Below are 17,248 nucleotides of genomic sequence, written 5' to 3'. Positions count from 1 at the left end.
GGATGCGTTGAGACGTATTGGTTGGCATGATTCCCACGTTTTTCGCCTGACGACCATAGCGTGCGGGAACCACCTGATCCCATGCCGAACTCAGCAGTGAAACCGCTCAGCGCCGATGGTAGTGTGGGGTCTCCCCATGCGAGAGTAGGTCATCGTCAGGCACCTATACCAAAACCCCAGCTTCGGAAGAGGCTGGGGTTTTTTCATGGGCATGGGGAAACCCGCTTTTTCTATGTGGGGCCGCTTCGCGGGCCGGCCCCTCGCCTGCTCGGGGCGTTCGACCGCCCTCGCGGCGGTGCCGCGAAGGGCCGGGCGGTCTCACCCCCATGCGAGAGTAGCGGAGCGCCGCTCGGGTCACCGTCAGACACTTATTTAGAAACCCAGCTTCGAAAGAGGCTGGGTTTTTTCATGTCCAGACGCCCCGTTCTCGCAGGGATCGGGGCTTCGCTATTACAGAAACCCCAGCGTCGAAAGAGGCTGGGGTTTCGTGGTTATGGGCTAAGTCAGCCTGGCTGGCGGCAGAGCCCTTCGAGGGCTTCGATCAGGCTGTCCATCTCGTCGTCGGTGCCGATGGAGATACGCATGAAGTCGCGCAGCGCCTCGGTGTTGAAGTGTCTGACCAGGATCGCGCGCTCACGCAGTCCGGCGAATAGCTGGGCGGCGTCGACCTGGGGGTGGCGGACGAGCACGAAATTGGCCTGAGACGGCAGCACCTCGAAGCCTAGCTCGCTCAGACGCCGACGGGTGCGCTCGCGGGTGGTGATGACCTTCTCGCGGCACGCCTCGAAGTGTTCGGTGTCCTGCAGGGCGGCGACGCCGGCGGCATTGGCGATGCTGTCGATGGGGTAGGAGTTGAACGAATTCTTGATGCGCTCCAGGCCCTCGATCAGCTCGCGGGAGCCAATCGCGTAGCCGAGCCTGAGGCCTGCCAGGCTGCGCGACTTGGAGAAGGTGCCGGTCACCAGCAGGTTGGGATAGCGGGATACCAGCGGAACGGCGCTCTCTCCGCCAAAGTCGACATAGGCTTCATCCACCAGCACCACGCATTCACGAACACGCTCGAGCAGTACGGCGATCGCCTCGCGGCCGTGACCGTGGCCGGTCGGCGCATTGGGGTTGGCGAAGATCACGCCGCCGCTGTCGGCGCTGAAGGACTCCAGCGGCACCTGCCATTCGTCACCGAGTGCCAGGGTGCGGTAGTCGATGCCGTACAGGCGGCAGTAGACCGGGTAGAAGCTGTAGGTGATGGCCGGCATCGATAGCGGCTTGTCCTGGCAGAAGAAGGCCTGGAAGGCCAGCGCTAGCACCTCATCGCTGCCGTTACCGACGAACACCTGGTCGAGCTCGACGCCGTTGGCCTCGGCCAGCGCCTGGCGCAGTGCAGTGGCCTCGGGGTCGGGATAGAGGCGCAGGTGATCGACGGGGTAGTCACGCAGCGCCTGCTCGACGCCTGGCGCCGGCGGATAAGGATTCTCGTTGGTGTTCAGCTTGATCAGCTGCTCGCGTGGCTGCTCGCCAGGCACGTAGGGCGTCAGCTCCCGGACGATCGGGCTCCAGAACTTGCTCATGGTCACTCACATAGACAGGGGGCGCATAGGCGCCTGTGGATAGCACTTTGGTCATGGTGACGCGGCCTCGGGCGCAGCGCAAGCACCGGTCATGCTAGGCTGTGGCGCTCAGCACAGGGATCGCTCGATGATTGCTCAAATTCTCGCCACGCTGCTACCGGTGTTTCTGATCGCCGGCTGCGGAACGCTGTATGGGCGCTTCCGCACCCCGGACATTCGCGGGCTCAACACGCTCAACATGGAGCTGTTCGTTCCGATGCTGGTGTTTGCCGTCCTCGCCGACGGGCAGGCGCCGCTGGAGGAGTATGCCGGCCTTGCCGCCGCAGCGGCCATCGTGGTGCTGGGGTCGGGGCTGTTGCTGTGGCCGTTGGTCAAGTGGCTGCGACTGGAGCCCAAGACCTTCCTGCCGCCGATGATGTTCAACAACTCCGGCAACATGGGAATCCCGCTGCTGGTACTGGCCTTCGGCGAGGCGGCGCTGCCCGCGGCGGTGGTGGTGTTCATCGTCGAGATGCTGCTGCATTTCTCGGTGGGGCTGTACATGCTCAACCCGCGCACGCCGATGTGGCGGCTGCTGCGCATGCCGATCGTGCTGGCCAGTATCGCCGGCCTGGCGGTCAACCTCAGCGGCGCGGTGCTGCCCGGCTGGCTGCTGGAGACGCTGCACATGCTGGGCAACGTCTGCATTCCTCTGATGCTGTTCGCCCTCGGCGTGCGCATGCTCGATATCGATTTCGGCGACTGGAAGACCGGCGCGTTGGGGGCGGTGCTGTGCCCGCTATCAGGCCTGATTATCGCCGCGCCGCTGGTCTGGCTACTCGACCTGACCGGCTTGCAGGCGGCGACGCTATGGGTCTTTGCCGCCCTGCCGCCAGCGGTACTCAACTATCTGGTTGCCGAGCAGTATCGCCAGGAGCCCCAGAAAGTCGCCTCCTTGGTGCTGATCGGCAACCTGGGCAGCCTGGTAGTGATGCCGATCGTGCTGGGCCTGGTGTTTGCCTACGGTGGATGAGTGAACCGGGGGCTTGATTAGCCCTCTAACGATCTCCATCTATACAAGCACACGCTCACTACAGGAATCACGATGGCTTATTCGACCTTGTTGTCACCACTGACCGTTGGCAGCCTGCAACTGCCCAATCGGGTGATCATGGCGCCGCTGACCCGGGCGCGTACCCCGGACGGCATCCCCGGCAAGCTGCAGCAGCGCTACTATGCCCAGCGCGCCAGTGCCGGATTGATCATCAGCGAAGCGACCAATATCTCGCCCACTGCTCGCGGCTACGTCTATACCCCGGGCATCTGGAGCGATGAGCAAGTGCTGGGCTGGAAGGGCGTGGTCGATGCCGTGCACCGCGAGGGAGGCCGTATCGCATTGCAGCTGTGGCACGTTGGCCGGATCTCACATGAGTCGGTGCAGCCCGACGGCCAGCCGCCGGTGGCGCCCAGTGCGCTGCGCGCCGAAGGCGCCAACTGCTTCATCGAGTTCGAGGACGGCAGCGCCGGCCAACATCCGACCAGCACGCCGCGCGCACTGGAGAGTGACGAGCTGCCGGCGATCGTCGCCGACTATCGCCATGCGGCGCACAACGCCAAGCGTGCCGGCTTCGATATGGTCGAGGTGCACGCCGCCAACGCCTACCTGCTGCAGCAGTTCATGGCCACCGGCAGCAACCGCCGCAACGATCGCTACGGTGGCAGCGTGGTCAACCGCGCGCGGCTGGTGCTGGAGGTGGTCGATGCGGTCAGCGAGGTGATGGGCGCCGGTCGCGTGGGTATCCGCCTGTCGCCGTTCATCGAGATATTCGGGCTCCAGGACGATGAGCCCCAGGCGATGATCGACTATCTGGCCGAGCAGCTGTCGCTGCGCAATATCGCCTATGTGCACATCAACGAGCCGGACTGGACCGGCGAAGGGCCGCAGTTGAGCGACGACTTCCGTCGCGGGCTGCGTGAGCGCTTTAGCGGCAGCCTGATCTACTGCGGCCACTATACGGCGCCGCGCGCGGAGACGTTGATCCGCGAAGACCTGGGCGATGCCGCGGCCTTCGGCAGGCCGTATATTGCCAATCCCGATCTGGTCGAGCGCTTTGCCGTCGATGCCGAGCTCAATGAGCCGGATCCGGCGACGTTCTACGGTGGCGGCAGCGAAGGCTATACCGATTACCCGCGGCTGGCCGAAGCCACCGCCTGAACATGGCAGGCGCGCGGAACTGTCCGCGCGGCGTGCTTGTCGGTTATGCTGTGAGGTAGTGGTCGCGGTTCGCGACACTTAGGCCCAATGGTTAGGAGGACTCTCATGCGAATCAGGACGTTGCTGGCCGGTTCCGCCGTGCTTGCCGTGATGGCGGGCTGCGCCGCCGGCCCGACGGAAGGCCCCGCGCCGGACATGGCCGCAGACGGGGAGGCGGTCTATCAGGGCACGCTACCCTGCCGCAACTGTGCCGGCATCGACATCGATGTGCGGATGATGGGCGATGAGCAGAGCGCCGACGAGGAGCGTACCTTCGCTCTCGAGGCCAGCTATCGCGAACATCCCCAGGATCCGCCCAGCGAGAACTATACCGGGAACTGGGAAGTCCTCAGCGGCAGCGCCGATGACCCCAACGCCACCGTCTACGAACTGACGCCAGAAAACGAAGGGCAGATCTACTACTTCCTGCGCGTGGATGACACCACGCTGGAACTGATCGACCCCGAGCGCCGGCGTTTCGAGAATAACGACATGCTGCAGCTGCAGCGTCAGTAAACGACGCATGCGGTAGCACAGCGGGGCGGCCTTCGGGCCGCCCCGCTGCGTTGCGGGAGTCGGCGGCGTGGGCCCCGGCTGCTAGAATGCACCCTCGTTTGCATGGGATGCCAATATGGCCAAGGCGAAGAGTGCGTTCGTATGCACCGAGTGCGGTGCCGAGTACAGCAAGTGGCAGGGCCAGTGTTCGAGCTGCCGTGAATGGAACACCCTGAGCGAGGTGCGCCTGGCCTCGGCGCGGCCGGGTGCCGGTGCCGCGCCGTCGACCACTGGCCGCAGCGGCTACGCCGGGATCGTGTCCCGCGAGGTAATCGACCTGGCAGCGGTAGACCTCAGTGAAGTGCCGCGCTTCTCGTCGACCTTCGGCGAGTTCGATCGTGTGCTCGGCGGTGGCCTGGTGCCCGGCTCGGCGGTGCTGCTCGGCGGCCACCCGGGGGCCGGCAAGTCGACCCTGCTGCTGCAGACCGCCTGCAAGCTGGCTCAGCACAAGTCCGCCCTCTACGTTACCGGCGAGGAGTCGCTGTCCCAGGTGGCGATGCGCGCCCATCGCCTGCAGCTGCCTACCCAAGGGCTGAAGATGCTGGCCGAGACCAGCGTCGAGACGATCCTCGCCGTCGCCGAGCGCGAACGGCCCGAGGTACTGATCATCGACTCGATCCAGACCATGCACCTCGACGATATCGCCTCGGCGCCGGGCGGCGTGGCCCAGGTGCGTGAATCCGCCGCAGCGCTGACCCGCTTCGCCAAGCAGTCCAACACCGTGCTGCTGCTGGTGGGTCACGTCACCAAGGACGGCTCGCTGGCCGGTCCCAAGGTGCTGGAGCATATGATCGATGCCTCGCTGCTGCTCGAGGGTGGCGCCGACTCGCGCTTCCGCACCCTGCGCGGCCAGAAGAACCGCTTCGGCGCGGTCAACGAGCTGGGCGTGTTCGCGATGCTCGAGCACGGCCTCAAGGAGGTCAAGAATCCCAGCGCGATCTTCCTCTCGCGCAGCGAGGAGCAGAGCTCGGGCAGCCTGGTAATGGTGGTCTGGGAGGGCACCCGGCCGATCCTGGTCGAAGTGCAGGCGCTGCTCGACGACTCGGCGCTGGGCAATCCGCGCCGCGTGGCGGTGGGCCTCGACCCCAATCGCCTGGCGATGCTGCTGGCGGTGCTGCATCGCCACGGCGGCCTGTTCACCGGCGACCAGGACGTGTTCCTCAACGTGGTTGGCGGGGTCAAGGTGCTCGAGACCAGCGCCGACCTGGCGGTCCTGCTGGCGGTGGTGTCGAGCCTGCAGAGCCGCCCGCTGCCCCGTGAGCTGGTGGTGTTCGGCGAGGTCGGCCTGTCCGGTGAGATACGCCCGGTGCCGAGCGGTCAGGAGCGTATCGTCGAGGCCGCCAAGCACGGCTTCACCCGCGCCATCGTACCGCGCGGCAATGCGCCCAAGAGCTCACCGCCGGGCATGCAGGTGATCGCCGTCGACAAACTGGCCGAAGCGATCGAGGCGCTGTAGTGGCGTCAGCTAGACTCAATTCAATCACTGCCGCAAGGAGAGCCCGATGAGTGCCATTCGTCTGACCCAGTACAGCCACGGTGCCGGCTGTGGCTGCAAGATCGCCCCCGACGTGCTCGACAGCATTCTCGCCAAGGCCGGCCCCGGCGCCGGTCACAAGCGACTGATCGTTGGCAACCAGGGGCGCGAGGACGCCGCCGTCTATGACCTGGGCGACGGCCGCGGGATGATTGCCACTACCGACTTCTTCATGCCGATCGTCGATGATCCCTTCGACTTCGGCCGCATCGCCGCCACCAATGCCATCAGCGATGTCTACGCCATGGGCGGCACGCCGGTGATGGCGCTGGGTATCCTCGGCTGGCCCCTCGACAAGCTGGGCGCCGACATTGCCGGCGACGTGGTGGCCGGGGCCCAGGCGGTATGCCGCGAGCTGGGCCTGGCGCTGGCCGGCGGCCACTCCATCGATGCCTCGGAGCCGATCTTCGGCCTGGCGGTCAACGGCCTGGTCGATCTCGAACATCTCAAGCTCAACAACGCCGCCAAGCCGGGGGATCTGCTCTACCTGACCAAGCCGCTGGGCGTGGGCATGCTGACTACCGCCGAGAAGCAAGGGCTGATCCAGGCCGGGCATCAGGGCCTGGCCCGCGAGACCATGCTCAAGGCCAACGACATCGGCATGGCGCTGGCCAAGGTCGAGGGCGTGCATGCCATGACCGATGTCACCGGCTTCGGCCTGGCTGGCCACCTGGCCGAGGTGTGCACCGCCAGCGGGGTGGCCGCGCGGATCGATTTCAAGCAGCTGCCGCGCCTGGCCGAGGCCGAAGCCTACCGCCGCCAGGGCGCGGTGCCGGGCGGCAGCGCACGCAACCGCCAGGCGCTGGGTGAAAGCCTGCCGGCGATGGACGAGGCGCACTGGCAGTGGCTGTGCGACCCGCAGACCTCCGGCGGCCTGCTGCTTTCCGTGCACCCCGCCTGGGAAGACGACGTCGAGCGCATCGGCCGCGCCCACGGAATCGAACTGCAGCCGTTCGGCGAGGTGGTCAAGGCCGACGGGCCGGTACTGATACGGGTGCGTGGATGAGCGAGCTGCCGCTGGTCGAGCCTGACCTGGCCTTGCTGAGCGAGGGCCGTACGCTGATCGACGTACGCGCCCCGGTAGAGTTTGCCCAGGGCGCCTTGCCCGGCGCCGTCAACCTGCCGCTGATGGACGACGAAGAGCGCCATCGAGTGGGCATCGCCTACAAGCAGCAGGGGCAGGAGGCTGCCATCGCACTAGGGCAGCAGCTGGTCAGCGGCGGTCTCAAGGCGAGTCGCGTCGAGGCCTGGCAGCGGCTGCTGGCCAGGCACCCGGACGCTATCGTCTACTGCTTCCGCGGCGGGCTGCGCTCCCAGGTCGCGCAGCAGTGGCTGGCCGAGGCCGGCCTGCAGCGGCCGCGCATCCGCGGCGGCTGGAAGGCCATGCGCCAGGCGCTGTGCGCACGCATCGATGCCGCCGCCGAGCAGCCGCTGCTGGTCGTGGGCGGCCTGACCGGCTGCGCCAAGACCTCGCTGATCCAGTGCCTGCCCGGTGGTCTAGACCTGGAAGCCTGCGCGCGCCACAAGGGCTCGGCGTTTGGCCGTCATCCGCTGCAGTCGCCCTCGCAGATCGACTTCGAACACGACATGGGCCGCCGGCTGCTGGCACTGCCGGGGCCGCTGGTGGTGGAAGACGAGTCACGCCATATCGGTGCGGTCAACGTGCCGCTGGCGTTCTGGCATGCCATGCAGCAGGCGCCGCGGGTTCGCGTCGAGATGCCCTTGGACTGGCGGCTGGCGCAGATCCGCAAGGATTACATCGATGACCTGTGGGAGGTGTATCGCTCGCAGTTCGGCGAGTGGCTGGGCTGGGCGCTGATGCGCAAGCAGCTGGCCTCGTCGCTGGCGCGACTCGCCAAGCGGCTCGGTAGCGCCCGGCTGGCGCGCCTCCAGCGCCTGCAGGAGCTGGCCTTCCGCGAGCATGCCCGCGGCGACCGCCAGGCACACGAGGCGTGGCTGGCGCCGCTGCTCACCGAGTACTATGACCCGATGTACCGTCACCAGTTGGAGAAGGGCGAGCAGCACTTCCTGCACGTTGGCGACTGGGACAGCTGCCTGGCTGCGGCCCGCGACTGGTCAGCTCGGCACGCTGCGCAGCCAGTCGAGCAGCACGCGGTCGAGTAGCGAGGCGAGCTGGTCGAAGCGCCGCGGATCGGCGAGGATCTCGGCGCGGGGCTGGACGAAACGCTGATTGGCGACGGTTGCCAGCTCGGGCTGTGCGTCGAGATGTGCACGCACGCTGGGTTCGGTGGCTTCGAGGTGGCACTGCAGCGCCACCACCCGGCCAGCGTCCCAGCTGAAGCCCTGCACCGGGCTGGCGGTGCTGGCGCCGAGCGGTAGCGCGCCTTCGGGGAGGCCGAAGATGTCGCGATGGCACATGAAGGCCTCGAACTGCTCGGGCAGGTCGAACGGGCTGTCCTCGGCCAGGGTGACGCGATGAAAGCCGAGCTCCGGGTAGGTGCCCGGCGACACGATGGCCCCCAGGCCCTCGGCGATCAGCCCGGCGCCGAAGCCGACGCCGAGCAGCGGCTTGCCGCTTTTCAGCGCACGCTGGATCAGCTTGCGCTCGCGGCTCAGCCAGTCGGCATGGGTCGGGTCGAGATCGAGCGGCGCATCGAGCACGATCAGGGCGTCGCAGTCCTCGAGCCGTGGCGGCGCCTCGCCGCGGTGCAGCAGGCAGCCGTTGAAGCTATGGCCCATGCCGGTCAGCCAGTCGGCGAGCCTGGCGGGGCCCAGATGGTCGGCGTGTTGCAGAAAGTAGATGTGCATATCGATCCATGATGAACACGCCGCCGCGTGACTGTCCAGCGGCGGCGAGATGATGGAGGTGGCTAGTGGCCAACCCTGCGCTACTCGAACAGATCTACACCGTTGTCGCGCAGATACCTGCCGGTCGTGTGACCACCTACGGGCGGGTCGCCAAGATGACCGAAGGCGCCACCCCGCGCATGGTCGGCTCGGCGATGCGCCACCTGCCCGATGGGCACGGCCTACCCTGGCACCGGGTGATCAATGCTACGCGTCGAGTGACGGATCACGGTGGCGCCCAGCGCCAGCGTGACAAGCTGCGCGCCGAAGGCGTGGCGTTCGATGCCAGCGGCCGCGTGCCCACCACCCTGCTGTGGCCTTGAGCCCGCTTTTCGTAAACGGTGGCCGAGATCGCCACCTCAAGGAGATATCATGAGCGCCTCCGCCCCCGGCTTCAATCAGCGCTTGCGCCAGCTCGGCCCGCGCCAGCGGCAGGCCTTCATGGCCGCGCTCTGCGAGCGTTTGCTGCCCAACTACGCCCTGTATGCCGAGAACAGCGGCCACGGCGACGTGCGCGGCCTGCGGGTGATTCTCGACCTGGTGTGGGAATCCCTTGCGGTGCGCGAGGCGAAGATCGACTTCGAGCGCCAGGCCGACAAGCTGGCTGAACTCGAGCCACCCCCAGACGATGACAGTTTCGGCGCGCGGCGGGCGCTTGAGGCGGTGGTGGCGCTGTCGGCGCTGCTCGACACCCTGCGCGGCGATGCCGAGGAGGCGGTGTTCGAGGTCAGTCTCAGCTCTCGCGGCGGGGTGCGCGCCTTCATCGAGCTGAGCGAAGGCGAAGTGGACGATGCGCGGCTGGCCGAGATGGTGCGTGCTCACCCGCTGATGGAGGATGAGCAGGCCTTCCAGGGCGAGGTGCTGGACAGCGTCGAGCGCCATCCGCTCGACCGCGATACCCTCAAGGCGCTACGCCAGCTGGGCCGCAACGACGGCATTAGCAACCTTGGGCTATCACTCGACGACGCCTGAGGCGGCGTCACGGAACGCCTAGAAGCGGATGCCGCCGGTGACCATCATCCCGGCGGTGCCGAACAGGATCAGGTCGCTCTCGAAGCGTCCCCACTGCACGCCCAGGCTGGGCAGGGCGGCCGGGGCAATACCGTAGTGATTGAAGGGGATATTGTCCTGGCGTTCGTCCTTGTAGCCGCGCAGCAGGCCGGCGGTGAGCTTGGCGCGCACGGTGACGTCGTCGCTGGGGCGCCACAGCGGGAATTCGCGCCCGGCATAGAAGTACCAGGTCGGCTGGTCGAAGGAGTTCCTGAACCAGGCGGTGCCGGCCAGCCAGCGGTGAGGATTGTGCAGCTCGATACTGATCAGGTCCTGCTGGTTGTTGTGGTCCGGCTGCGGGTCGAAGTGGCGGGTGTAGAGGCTGGTCTGCACCAGAACGTGCTCGAGCTCTAGCGTCGGCGGCCAGTCGAGCCGCGAGTCCCCGGCGGATGGCGCTGAGCTGATCGACACGAGCGCGACAAACAGCACCGCGAGTATGGCCTTCCGTGGTGACATATCCATGCTGGCCCTCAGGTTAAAGACGCATCTCGATGCCGTGATCGGCCATGTAGCGCTTGGCGTCTGGGATGCTGTACTCGCCGAAATGGAAGATGCTGGCGGCGAGCACCGCATCGGCACCGCCGTCGATGACCCCGGCGACCAGGTGGTCGAGGTTGCCGACCCCGCCCGAGGCGATCACCGGCACGCTCACCGCATCGCTGATGGCGCGTGTCACGCCGAGATCGAAGCCCACCTTGGTACCGTCGCGGTCCATGCTGGTCAGCAGCAGCTCGCCGGCGCCGTACTCCACCATCGTCTTCGCCCACTCTACGGCATCCAGGCCGGTGGGGCGCCGCCCGCCGTGGGTGAAAATCTCCCAGCGCGGCGTTTCGCCCTCGGCGGAGACGCGCTTGGCGTCGATGGCGACCACGATGCACTGACTACCGAAGCGCTCGGTGGCTTCGCGCACGAATCCCGGGTTGGTCACCGCTGCAGTATTGATCGAGACCTTGTCGGCGCCGGCATTGAGCATGGTGCGGATATCGTCGCAGCTGCGGATGCCGCCGCCCACCGTCAGCGGAATGAACACTTCGCCGGCGATGCGCTCGACCATCTCCACGGTGGTGCCGCGATTCTCGTGGCTGGCGGTGATGTCGAGGAAGGTGATCTCGTCGGCGCCCTGCTGGTTGTAGCGCTTGGCGATCTCCACCGGGTCACCGGCATCGCGGATACCGACGAAGTTGACGCCCTTGACCACGCGGCCGGCGTCGACGTCGAGGCAGGGGATGATGCGCTTGGCGAGTCCCATGAGTCAGCTCCCTAGCTGGGTGAGTGGGTCGCCCAGCTCGTCGCACAGACGCTGGGCCTCGGCGACATCGAGGCTGCCCTCGTAGATGGCACGCCCGGTGATGGCGCCGAGGATGCCGTCGCCGGCCACCGCACTCAACGCGCGGATGTCGTCGAGATTGGTGACCCCGCCCGAGGCGATCACCGGCAGGCCGCCGATGCGTGCCAGCTCGGCGGTGGCCTCGACGTTGACGCCACCCATCATGCCGTCGCGGGCGATGTCGGTATAGACGATGCTGGAGACGCCGTCGCCGGCGAAACGCTTGGCAAGCTCGGTGGCCTTGAGCGCGGAGACCTCGGCCCAGCCGTCGGTGGCCACGTAGCCGTCGCGGGCATCGAGGCCAACGATCACATGGCCGGGGAAGGCTCGGCACATCTCGCTGACGAAGGCCGGCTCCTTGACCGCCTGGGTGCCGATGATCACATAGGTCACGCCGGCCGCCAGGTAGTGCTCGATGGTTGCCGCGGTGCGGATGCCGCCACCGATCTGGATCGGCAGCTCGGGGTAGGCGCGGGCGATGGCGGTGACTGCTTCACCGTTGACCGGCTGGCCCTCGAAGGCACCGTTGAGGTCGACCAGATGCAGGCGTCGCGCGCCGGCTTCGACCCAGCGCGCGGCCATGGCCACCGGGTCGTCGCCATAGTCGGTGGCGTCGTCCATGCGGCCCTGCTTGAGGCGGACGCAGTGGCCGTCCTTGAGATCGATGGCGGGAATTACCAGCATGTCATGTCCTCTTCGGCGCCCGGGCGGGCGGCCATATCCTGAATGAGTCGTCGTGGCGGCGGCAGTGGTACGCTGCTCACGGCGCCCAGTTGACGAAGTTCTCCAGCAGGCGCAGGCCCGCCGCCGAGCTTTTCTCGGGGTGGAACTGAGTGGCGAAGACCGGGCCGCGACCGATCGCCACATGGGCCCGGTGGGTGCCGTAGTCGGTGGTGCCGAACAGCGCTGCGTCGTCGCTCGTGTCGACGTAGTAGCTGTGCACGAAGTAGAAACGCTCGCCGTCGTCGATACCCTCCCACAGCGCGTGGGGCTGGTGCTGGCTCACCTGGTTCCAGCCCATGTGCGGCACCTTGAGGCGGTTGCCGTGGGCGTCGAGCATGTCCACCGGGAAGCGCCGCACACGCCCCGGCAAAAAGCCCAGGCAGGCTACGCCGCCATTCTCCTCGCTGTCGTCGAGCAGCATCTGCTGGCCGACACAGATGCCCAGCAGCGGCTTGTCGGCCTTGGCCAGCAGTTCGAGCACCAGCCCCTTGACCTCGCTACGCTCGAGCTCGCCCATGCAGTCGCGAATCGCCCCCTGGCCGGGCAGCACCAGCCGCGTAGCGCCGTGGATGCGGCGCGGGTCGCGGGTGACGACGACGTTCTCGTGGGTGACGTGCTCCAACGCCTTGGCGACAGAGTGCAGGTTACCCATTCCGTAGTCGATCACGGCGATGGTCATGAGGCGCTCCTTACGAGGTGGCGGTGGCTGCGTGCATCACTGCTCACAGGCAGCCCTTGGTCGACGGCATCTGGCCGGCCATGCGCGGGTCTTCGGCGACCGCCATGCGCAGGGCGCGACCGAACGCCTTGAAGATGGTCTCGGCCTGGTGATGGGCATTGAACCCCTTGAGGTTGTCGATATGCAGGGTCACCTGGGCGTGGTTGACGAACCCCTGGAAGAACTCCCAGAACAGCTGGGTATCCAGGCGCCCGATGGCGGCGCGGGTGAACTCGACGTTCATGAACAGCCCGGCGCGCCCAGAGAAGTCTACCACTACTCGCGACAGCGCTTCGTCGAGCGGCACGTAGGCGTGGCCGTAGCGGTAGATGCCGCGCTTGTCGCCGATCGCCTGGGAAAAGGCCTGGCCGAGGGTGATGCCGAGATCCTCGACGGTATGGTGGTCGTCGATGTGCAGGTCGCCCTGGACCTGGAGATCGAGATCGATCAAGCCGTGGCGGGCCACCTGGTCGAGCATGTGGTCGAGGAAGGGCACGCCGCTCTCGCCGTTCAGCCGACCCTGGCCGTCGAGATTCACGCTTACCGTGATCTGCGTTTCCTTGGTATCGCGAGAAACCGTGGCGGTACGCTCGGTCATGGGGCTGAGTCTCCTGCGCTGAGCGCAATGTCTGCGGTGATAGGACGCCTCGCCGGGGGACGTCACGGCGGTCGAGCCATCCATTATAGAGAATCGGCCGCCCCATCCGCTACAATGCGGTCACTGACGGACGATCCGATGTGCCGTCCCGGCCAGGGGAGATTACACATGCCGGTTACGCTTCACAGGGTCGACCACGGCGAATGGTCAATGGATGATCAGACCGCCCTCGACCTCTCTCGTATCTATGCCGATGCGCCCGCCGAGCGCTTGCCGGCGCCCGCCGAGGACTTCATTCGTGATCACCTCGAGGGCGGTGGGCTATTCTGCTGTGCCTGCTTCAACGGGCGTCTGCTGGGGGCGGTGGCGGTGAACATCGACGCTGACGCCTGGTGGCTGGCCTACACCTGCGTGCGCAAGACGACCCGCCGGCGCGGGGTCGGCTCGCAGCTGCTGGCGCTGATCGGCGACGCTGCGGCTGCCGAGCAGCGGGTGTTGCGGGTCGCCAGCGCCACCCTGCAGATGGGCGACCAGCTGCTGCTGTCGCGGCTCGGCTATCGCGCCTCGCCCGAGGGCGACTATTTCGAATTCAATCCGCGCAGCTCACGGGGAGGACATCAATGAGAGCGCTACTGCGAACCCTGCTGGCGGTCATCGGGGTACTGGGTCTGGTAGTGGTCGGTGCGGTGGTCTACGTCACTACCTTTTTCGATCCCAACGACCTCAAGCCGCGGCTGATCGACGTGGTTCGCGAGCAGACCGGCCTCGAGTTGACCCTGGACGGGCCCCTGACGTGGTCGTTCTATCCGCGGCTCGGCGTCAGCGTGGCTGACGCCGAGGCCTGGTTACCCGAACAGCCCGGCGACGAGGCGCCGTTTGCCGCCTTGGACAAGGCCGAGGTCAGCCTGGCTTTCGCGCCGCTGCTGACCGGTGAGATCGCCATCGAGGGCCTGACCCTCGACGGCATGCGCCTCAACCTCGAGCGCGACGCCGAGGGTCAGGGCAACTGGGAAGTGCTGCTGGAGCGCCTCGAAGAGCGTCGTGAAGAGGCTGCCGAAGCGCTGGCACCGGCCTCTGCCGGGCCGGCGGTAGGCGACGAGTCGGGCATGCGAGTGGCGCTGAATGTCGCCAGCGTCACGCTGCGCGGCAGTGAAGTGCGCTATCGCGACTGGCAGCGCGACCTGCAGCTGCGCTTCACCGGGCTCGAGGTCAGCGGCAGCAACGTCAATCCGCAGCGTGCCTTCCCGCTCAAGACCGCCTTCCGGCTCTCGGCCTATCCTGATGCCGACTGGCAGGAGAGTGACGAGGTCGAGCCCGAATGGGTCAGCAATGTACGCGGCGAGAGCCGGGTACGGCTGGGGCTGCGCGACGGCCGCTACGAACTCGAGAACCTCAACCTCGAGACCGGCACCACCCTGGCGACGCTGGGCGATCGTAAGCAGCAGGCCAACCTGCAGCTGCGCGAGCTGGTGGCCAGCACCGAGACGCGGCGCATGGAGATCGAGGGTGGCCGGCTCGACACCAGCATCGTGCACCCAGCGGCCGGCGACCGGGCCTTGGCGCTGAGCCTTGGGTTCATTGCCGACCTCGATCTTGATGAACAGCGTCTGCACTTGCGCAGCCTGGCGCTGAGCGGGCCCGACGATCTCGATCTGAGCGGCAGCGTGACCGTGACCGAGCTGTTCGACACGCCCCGCTATACCGGCCTGGTGAGCCTGGCACCGCTGTCGCTGCGTCCGTGGCTGGCGCGCTTCGACGCCCTGCCCGAGACCGCAAGCGACGCGGCGCTGAGTGACGTCGCGCTGACCAGCCCGCTGCAAGGCGACCTGGCACGGTTCACCCTGACTAACCTGACCATGGTGGTCGATGACAGTACCTTCACCGGCCGCCTCGGCGCTGGGGTAGACGGTCAGTCGCTGACGTTCGACCTGCAGGGCGACCACCTGGACCTCGACGCCTACCTGCCGCCTGCCGAACCGGCCGCCGAAAGCGCCATGCTGCGCAAGCTGCTGGGTCGCATGGTCTATGCCGACGACGACGAAGCGGCATTGCCGATCGCCTGGCTGGCGCCGCTGGACCTCGACGGCGAGCTGCGTCTCGAGCGCCTCACTGCGCTGGGATTGGTGATTCGCAACGCCGAGCTGGCACTTGAAGGCAGTGAGGGCGTGCATCGCCTTTCACGCTTCGAGGGGCAGTTGTTCGACGGCAGCCTGGCGGCCAGTGGCGAGCTCGACCAGCGCGAAGAGACGCCGCGCTGGGCATTTACGCCGCGCCTGGATCGTGTGCAGATCGTGCCGCTCTACGCGGCGCTGTCGGCAGAGGAGTCGCCGCTGCGCGGCCGCTTGAGTCTCGACGGCGATCTCACCACCCGCGGCGATAACCGCGGCCTGATGACCCGTAACCTGAACGGTACCCTGGCGCTGCGTATCGACGATGGCGCGCTCTTCGACGTCAATGTCTCCCAGGAGCTGTGCGGCGTGGTGGCGGCGCTGGACGGCGAGGAGATGCGCCAAGACTGGAGCAGTGACACCCGCTTCGAGCGCGCCGAGGCGAGCTTCACCCTACGCGACGGCGTGGCCCATAATGACGACCTGGAGATCAGCATTCCCGGCATTCGGCTCGACGGCAGCGGCGAGATCAACTTGGCGACCCAGGTGTTCGACTATCGCGCGGCGGCGCGCCTGGTCGACTCGGCGGATGCCGCCTGCCGCGTCAATCCGCGCCTCGAGCGCGTGCCGCTCCCGGTGCGCTGCGAGGGCCAGCTGAGCGAGGAGAGCAGTGAATGGTGCCGTTTCGACCGCTCGGCGTTCCAGAGCGCACTGGGTGACATCCTGCGCAACGAAGCCTCCTCGCGGGCCGCACAGGAGATCGAAGAGCGCCTCGGTGGTGCCCTGGAAGGTCTCGATGAGCGGCTTGGCGAAGGCGCAGGACGGGAACTTCGCGAAGGCCTGCGCGGTCTGTTCAACTGACGGCCAGCAAGCCAGTCACCTGCGCCGACGTTATCGTCGGCGCTTTTTTATGTTTCTCCGCCTTGCGATGAGTCTCTGATGCCCGATATGCCCCGCCCCGTACTCTCTCCGCAGGAGTTTCAACAGCGCCTGCTGGCATGGTTCGACGAGCACGGTCGCAAGAGCCTGCCCTGGCAGCACGACAAGACGCCTTATCGCGTGTGGGTCTCGGAGATCATGCTGCAGCAGACCCAGGTGGCCACGGTGATCCCCTACTACGAGCGCTTCATGGCGCGATTCCCCACCGTCGAGCAACTGGCCGCGGCAGAGCAGGACGAGGTGCTGCACCTGTGGACCGGGCTCGGCTACTACGCGCGGGGCCGCAACCTGCACAAGGCGGCGCGCCGGGTGGTCGAGCAGCACGGCGGCGAGTTCCCGGTGCACAGTCTCGAGGACATGGCCGCGCTGCCCGGCATCGGTCGCTCCACCGCCGGTGCCATCATCAGCATCAGCACCGGGCATCGTGCGGTGATTCTCGACGGCAACGTCAAGCGGGTGCTGACCCGCCTGCACGCCGAGCCAGGCTGGCCCGGGCGCCCGGCGGTGGAGCGCAGGCTGTGGGCGCTGGCCGAGCACTATACGCCGGCCTCGCGCCTTCCCGACTACAGCCAGGCAATGATGGACCTTGGCGCCACCCTGTGTCGCCGGGGCACGCCCAGCTGCCTGCTGTGCCCCTTCGAGGACGTCTGTGACGCGCATGCCCGCGGCGAAGAGAAGCGCTTCCCCGAGTCCAAGCCCAAGAAGGCGCTGCCAGAGCGCAGTACCATCATGCTGCTGCTCCACGACGGCGAGGGCCGAGTGCTGCTCGAACAGCGTCCCGGCGCCGGTCTGTGGGGCGGCCTGTGGTGCTTTCCGCAGTTCGACGACTCCGACGCCCTGCAGGCATGGCTCGACGTGCACGCCCCGGAGGCCAGGCGTGAACCGGCCTGGCAGGCGTTTCGCCACACCTTCAGCCACTTCCACCTGCAGATCACCGCGCAGCCGGTCGCCTGCCGGCCGGCCCGGGTCGTCAATGCGCCAGGGCGGCTGTGGTATCACCTCGCCGAGCCTGTCACCATTGGCCTAGCGGCGCCGGTCAAGACGCTACTGGGCAGCCTCGCCCAGCATCTCGACGACGCCTGAATGC

Annotated in this window: 18 protein-coding genes and 1 rRNA gene; 12 read left to right on the top strand and 7 right to left on the bottom strand. The window is 67.1% G+C overall.

Features of this window, described 5'->3' with window-relative positions; translation table 11 throughout:
* Nucleotides 1–45 precede the first annotated feature (45 nt).
* A 5S ribosomal RNA gene (gene rrf / locus BWR19_17220) occupies nucleotides 46–161 on the top strand.
* Between the two features lie 342 nt (nucleotides 162–503).
* Here the strand turns inward: rrf and BWR19_17215 are convergent.
* Complete coding sequence (locus BWR19_17215) at nucleotides 504–1,568, bottom strand: histidinol-phosphate transaminase (GenBank protein APX94529.1); 1,065 nt, start codon at nucleotides 1,566–1,568, stop codon at nucleotides 504–506.
* Nucleotides 1,569–1,695: 127 nt separating this feature from the next.
* On the opposite strand from BWR19_17215, the gene BWR19_17210 reads away from it, so the two are divergent.
* From BWR19_17210 to BWR19_17185, 6 genes are all read left to right on the top strand, one after another.
* Complete coding sequence (locus tag BWR19_17210) at nucleotides 1,696–2,580, top strand: transporter (GenBank protein ID APX94528.1); 885 nt, start codon at nucleotides 1,696–1,698, stop codon at nucleotides 2,578–2,580.
* Nucleotides 2,581–2,652: 72 nt separating this feature from the next.
* Nucleotides 2,653–3,762, top strand: a complete 1,110-nt coding sequence (locus BWR19_17205) for an alkene reductase (GenBank protein APX94527.1) — start codon at nucleotides 2,653–2,655, stop codon at nucleotides 3,760–3,762.
* Nucleotides 3,763–3,867: 105 nt separating this feature from the next.
* The gene (locus BWR19_17200; protein ID APX94526.1) at nucleotides 3,868–4,317 is read left to right on the top strand and encodes a copper resistance protein; all 450 of its coding nucleotides are present in this window, start codon (nucleotides 3,868–3,870) and stop codon (nucleotides 4,315–4,317) included.
* A gap of 115 nt (nucleotides 4,318–4,432) precedes the next feature.
* Nucleotides 4,433–5,812 (top strand): DNA repair protein RadA, encoded by a 1,380-nt coding sequence (locus BWR19_17195; GenBank protein ID APX94525.1) that lies wholly within the window; start codon nucleotides 4,433–4,435, stop codon nucleotides 5,810–5,812.
* Between the two features lie 46 nt (nucleotides 5,813–5,858).
* Nucleotides 5,859–6,896 (top strand): selenide, water dikinase SelD, encoded by a 1,038-nt coding sequence (locus tag BWR19_17190; GenBank protein ID APX94524.1) that lies wholly within the window; start codon nucleotides 5,859–5,861, stop codon nucleotides 6,894–6,896.
* Nucleotides 6,893–8,014, top strand: coding sequence for a tRNA 2-selenouridine(34) synthase MnmH (locus BWR19_17185; GenBank protein ID APX94523.1), 1,122 nt, complete (start codon nucleotides 6,893–6,895; stop codon nucleotides 8,012–8,014). The genes BWR19_17190 and BWR19_17185 overlap by 4 nt, the downstream gene beginning before the upstream one ends.
* On the opposite strand, the gene BWR19_17180 is transcribed toward BWR19_17185, so the two are convergent.
* Entirely contained in the window at nucleotides 7,967–8,659 is a 693-nt protein-coding gene (locus BWR19_17180; protein APX94522.1) for a glutamine amidotransferase, read from the bottom strand. The two genes, BWR19_17185 and BWR19_17180, sit on opposite strands and share 48 nt — an antisense overlap.
* A gap of 65 nt (nucleotides 8,660–8,724) precedes the next feature.
* On the opposite strand from BWR19_17180, the gene BWR19_17175 reads away from it, so the two are divergent.
* Both BWR19_17175 and BWR19_17170 read left to right on the top strand, forming a co-directional pair.
* A complete protein-coding gene (locus BWR19_17175; protein ID APX94521.1) occupies nucleotides 8,725–9,021 on the top strand; it encodes a cysteine methyltransferase in 297 nt (98 codons plus the stop codon).
* A gap of 49 nt (nucleotides 9,022–9,070) precedes the next feature.
* Nucleotides 9,071–9,670 carry a hypothetical protein gene (locus BWR19_17170; protein ID APX94520.1) on the top strand — a complete coding sequence of 200 codons (600 nt, stop codon included), beginning with the start codon at nucleotides 9,071–9,073 and terminating at the stop codon, nucleotides 9,668–9,670.
* 18 nt (nucleotides 9,671–9,688) lie between these two features.
* On the opposite strand, the gene BWR19_17165 is transcribed toward BWR19_17170, so the two are convergent.
* The 5 genes from BWR19_17165 to BWR19_17145 form a co-directional block, all read right to left on the bottom strand.
* A complete protein-coding gene (locus tag BWR19_17165; GenBank protein ID APX95087.1) occupies nucleotides 9,689–10,204 on the bottom strand; it encodes a hypothetical protein in 516 nt (171 codons plus the stop codon).
* Between the two features lie 19 nt (nucleotides 10,205–10,223).
* Nucleotides 10,224–10,997, bottom strand: a complete 774-nt coding sequence (locus BWR19_17160) for an imidazole glycerol phosphate synthase subunit HisF (protein ID APX94519.1) — start codon at nucleotides 10,995–10,997, stop codon at nucleotides 10,224–10,226.
* Between the two features lie 3 nt (nucleotides 10,998–11,000).
* The gene (locus BWR19_17155) at nucleotides 11,001–11,759 is read right to left on the bottom strand and encodes a 1-(5-phosphoribosyl)-5-[(5-phosphoribosylamino)methylideneamino]imidazole-4-carboxamide isomerase (protein ID APX94518.1); all 759 of its coding nucleotides are present in this window, start codon (nucleotides 11,757–11,759) and stop codon (nucleotides 11,001–11,003) included.
* A 76-nt stretch (nucleotides 11,760–11,835) separates the two neighbouring features.
* Nucleotides 11,836–12,477 carry an imidazole glycerol phosphate synthase subunit HisH gene (locus tag BWR19_17150; protein APX94517.1) on the bottom strand — a complete coding sequence of 214 codons (642 nt, stop codon included), beginning with the start codon at nucleotides 12,475–12,477 and terminating at the stop codon, nucleotides 11,836–11,838.
* Between the two features lie 43 nt (nucleotides 12,478–12,520).
* Nucleotides 12,521–13,114: an imidazoleglycerol-phosphate dehydratase gene (locus BWR19_17145; GenBank protein APX94516.1), complete on the bottom strand. Its 594-nt coding sequence runs from the start codon at nucleotides 13,112–13,114 to the stop codon at nucleotides 12,521–12,523.
* A gap of 168 nt (nucleotides 13,115–13,282) precedes the next feature.
* Between BWR19_17145 and BWR19_17140 the strand changes: the two genes are divergently transcribed.
* The 3 genes from BWR19_17140 (at nucleotide 13,283) to BWR19_17130 (ending at nucleotide 17,244) form a co-directional block, all read left to right on the top strand.
* Complete coding sequence (locus BWR19_17140) at nucleotides 13,283–13,738, top strand: GNAT family N-acetyltransferase (protein APX94515.1); 456 nt, start codon at nucleotides 13,283–13,285, stop codon at nucleotides 13,736–13,738.
* Nucleotides 13,735–16,083: a membrane assembly protein AsmA gene (locus BWR19_17135; GenBank protein ID APX94514.1), complete on the top strand. Its 2,349-nt coding sequence runs from the start codon at nucleotides 13,735–13,737 to the stop codon at nucleotides 16,081–16,083. The genes BWR19_17140 and BWR19_17135 overlap by 4 nt, the downstream gene beginning before the upstream one ends.
* A gap of 78 nt (nucleotides 16,084–16,161) precedes the next feature.
* Nucleotides 16,162–17,244 carry an A/G-specific adenine glycosylase gene (locus BWR19_17130; GenBank protein ID APX94513.1) on the top strand — a complete coding sequence of 361 codons (1,083 nt, stop codon included), beginning with the start codon at nucleotides 16,162–16,164 and terminating at the stop codon, nucleotides 17,242–17,244.
* The last annotated feature ends 4 nt before the right edge of the window (nucleotides 17,245–17,248 follow it).

Origin of the sequence: Halomonas sp. 1513 (assembly GCA_001971685.1) — a bacterium.
In the GTDB taxonomy this organism is placed as follows: Bacteria; Pseudomonadota; Gammaproteobacteria; order Pseudomonadales; family Halomonadaceae; genus Franzmannia.
The sequence above is the reverse complement of the archived record's forward strand: the minus strand, read 5'-3'. Positions and strand labels throughout refer to the sequence as shown.

Bases quoted from the DNA above. Each gene is read 5' to 3' on its own strand.
- BWR19_17195 (APX94525.1), top strand. From the start codon at position 4,433: ATGGCCAAGGCGAAGAGTGCGTTCGTATGCACCGAGTGCGGTGCCGAG.
- BWR19_17140 (APX94515.1), top strand. From the start codon at position 13,283: ATGCCGGTTACGCTTCACAGGGTCGACCACGGCGAATGGTCAATGGAT.
- BWR19_17210 (APX94528.1), top strand. From the start codon at position 1,696: ATGATTGCTCAAATTCTCGCCACGCTGCTACCGGTGTTTCTGATCGCC.
- BWR19_17215 (APX94529.1), bottom strand. From the start codon at position 1,568: ATGAGCAAGTTCTGGAGCCCGATCGTCCGGGAGCTGACGCCCTACGTG.
- BWR19_17145 (APX94516.1), bottom strand. From the start codon at position 13,114: ATGACCGAGCGTACCGCCACGGTTTCTCGCGATACCAAGGAAACGCAG.
- BWR19_17190 (APX94524.1), top strand. From the start codon at position 5,859: ATGAGTGCCATTCGTCTGACCCAGTACAGCCACGGTGCCGGCTGTGGC.
- BWR19_17135 (APX94514.1), top strand. From the start codon at position 13,735: ATGAGAGCGCTACTGCGAACCCTGCTGGCGGTCATCGGGGTACTGGGT.
- BWR19_17200 (APX94526.1), top strand. From the start codon at position 3,868: ATGCGAATCAGGACGTTGCTGGCCGGTTCCGCCGTGCTTGCCGTGATG.
- BWR19_17150 (APX94517.1), bottom strand. From the start codon at position 12,477: ATGACCATCGCCGTGATCGACTACGGAATGGGTAACCTGCACTCTGTC.
- BWR19_17170 (APX94520.1), top strand. From the start codon at position 9,071: ATGAGCGCCTCCGCCCCCGGCTTCAATCAGCGCTTGCGCCAGCTCGGC.
- BWR19_17130 (APX94513.1), top strand. From the start codon at position 16,162: ATGCCCGATATGCCCCGCCCCGTACTCTCTCCGCAGGAGTTTCAACAG.
- BWR19_17155 (APX94518.1), bottom strand. From the start codon at position 11,759: ATGCTGGTAATTCCCGCCATCGATCTCAAGGACGGCCACTGCGTCCGC.
- BWR19_17180 (APX94522.1), bottom strand. From the start codon at position 8,659: ATGCACATCTACTTTCTGCAACACGCCGACCATCTGGGCCCCGCCAGG.
- BWR19_17205 (APX94527.1), top strand. From the start codon at position 2,653: ATGGCTTATTCGACCTTGTTGTCACCACTGACCGTTGGCAGCCTGCAA.
- BWR19_17160 (APX94519.1), bottom strand. From the start codon at position 10,997: ATGGGACTCGCCAAGCGCATCATCCCCTGCCTCGACGTCGACGCCGGC.
- BWR19_17165 (APX95087.1), bottom strand. From the start codon at position 10,204: ATGTCACCACGGAAGGCCATACTCGCGGTGCTGTTTGTCGCGCTCGTG.
- BWR19_17185 (APX94523.1), top strand. From the start codon at position 6,893: ATGAGCGAGCTGCCGCTGGTCGAGCCTGACCTGGCCTTGCTGAGCGAG.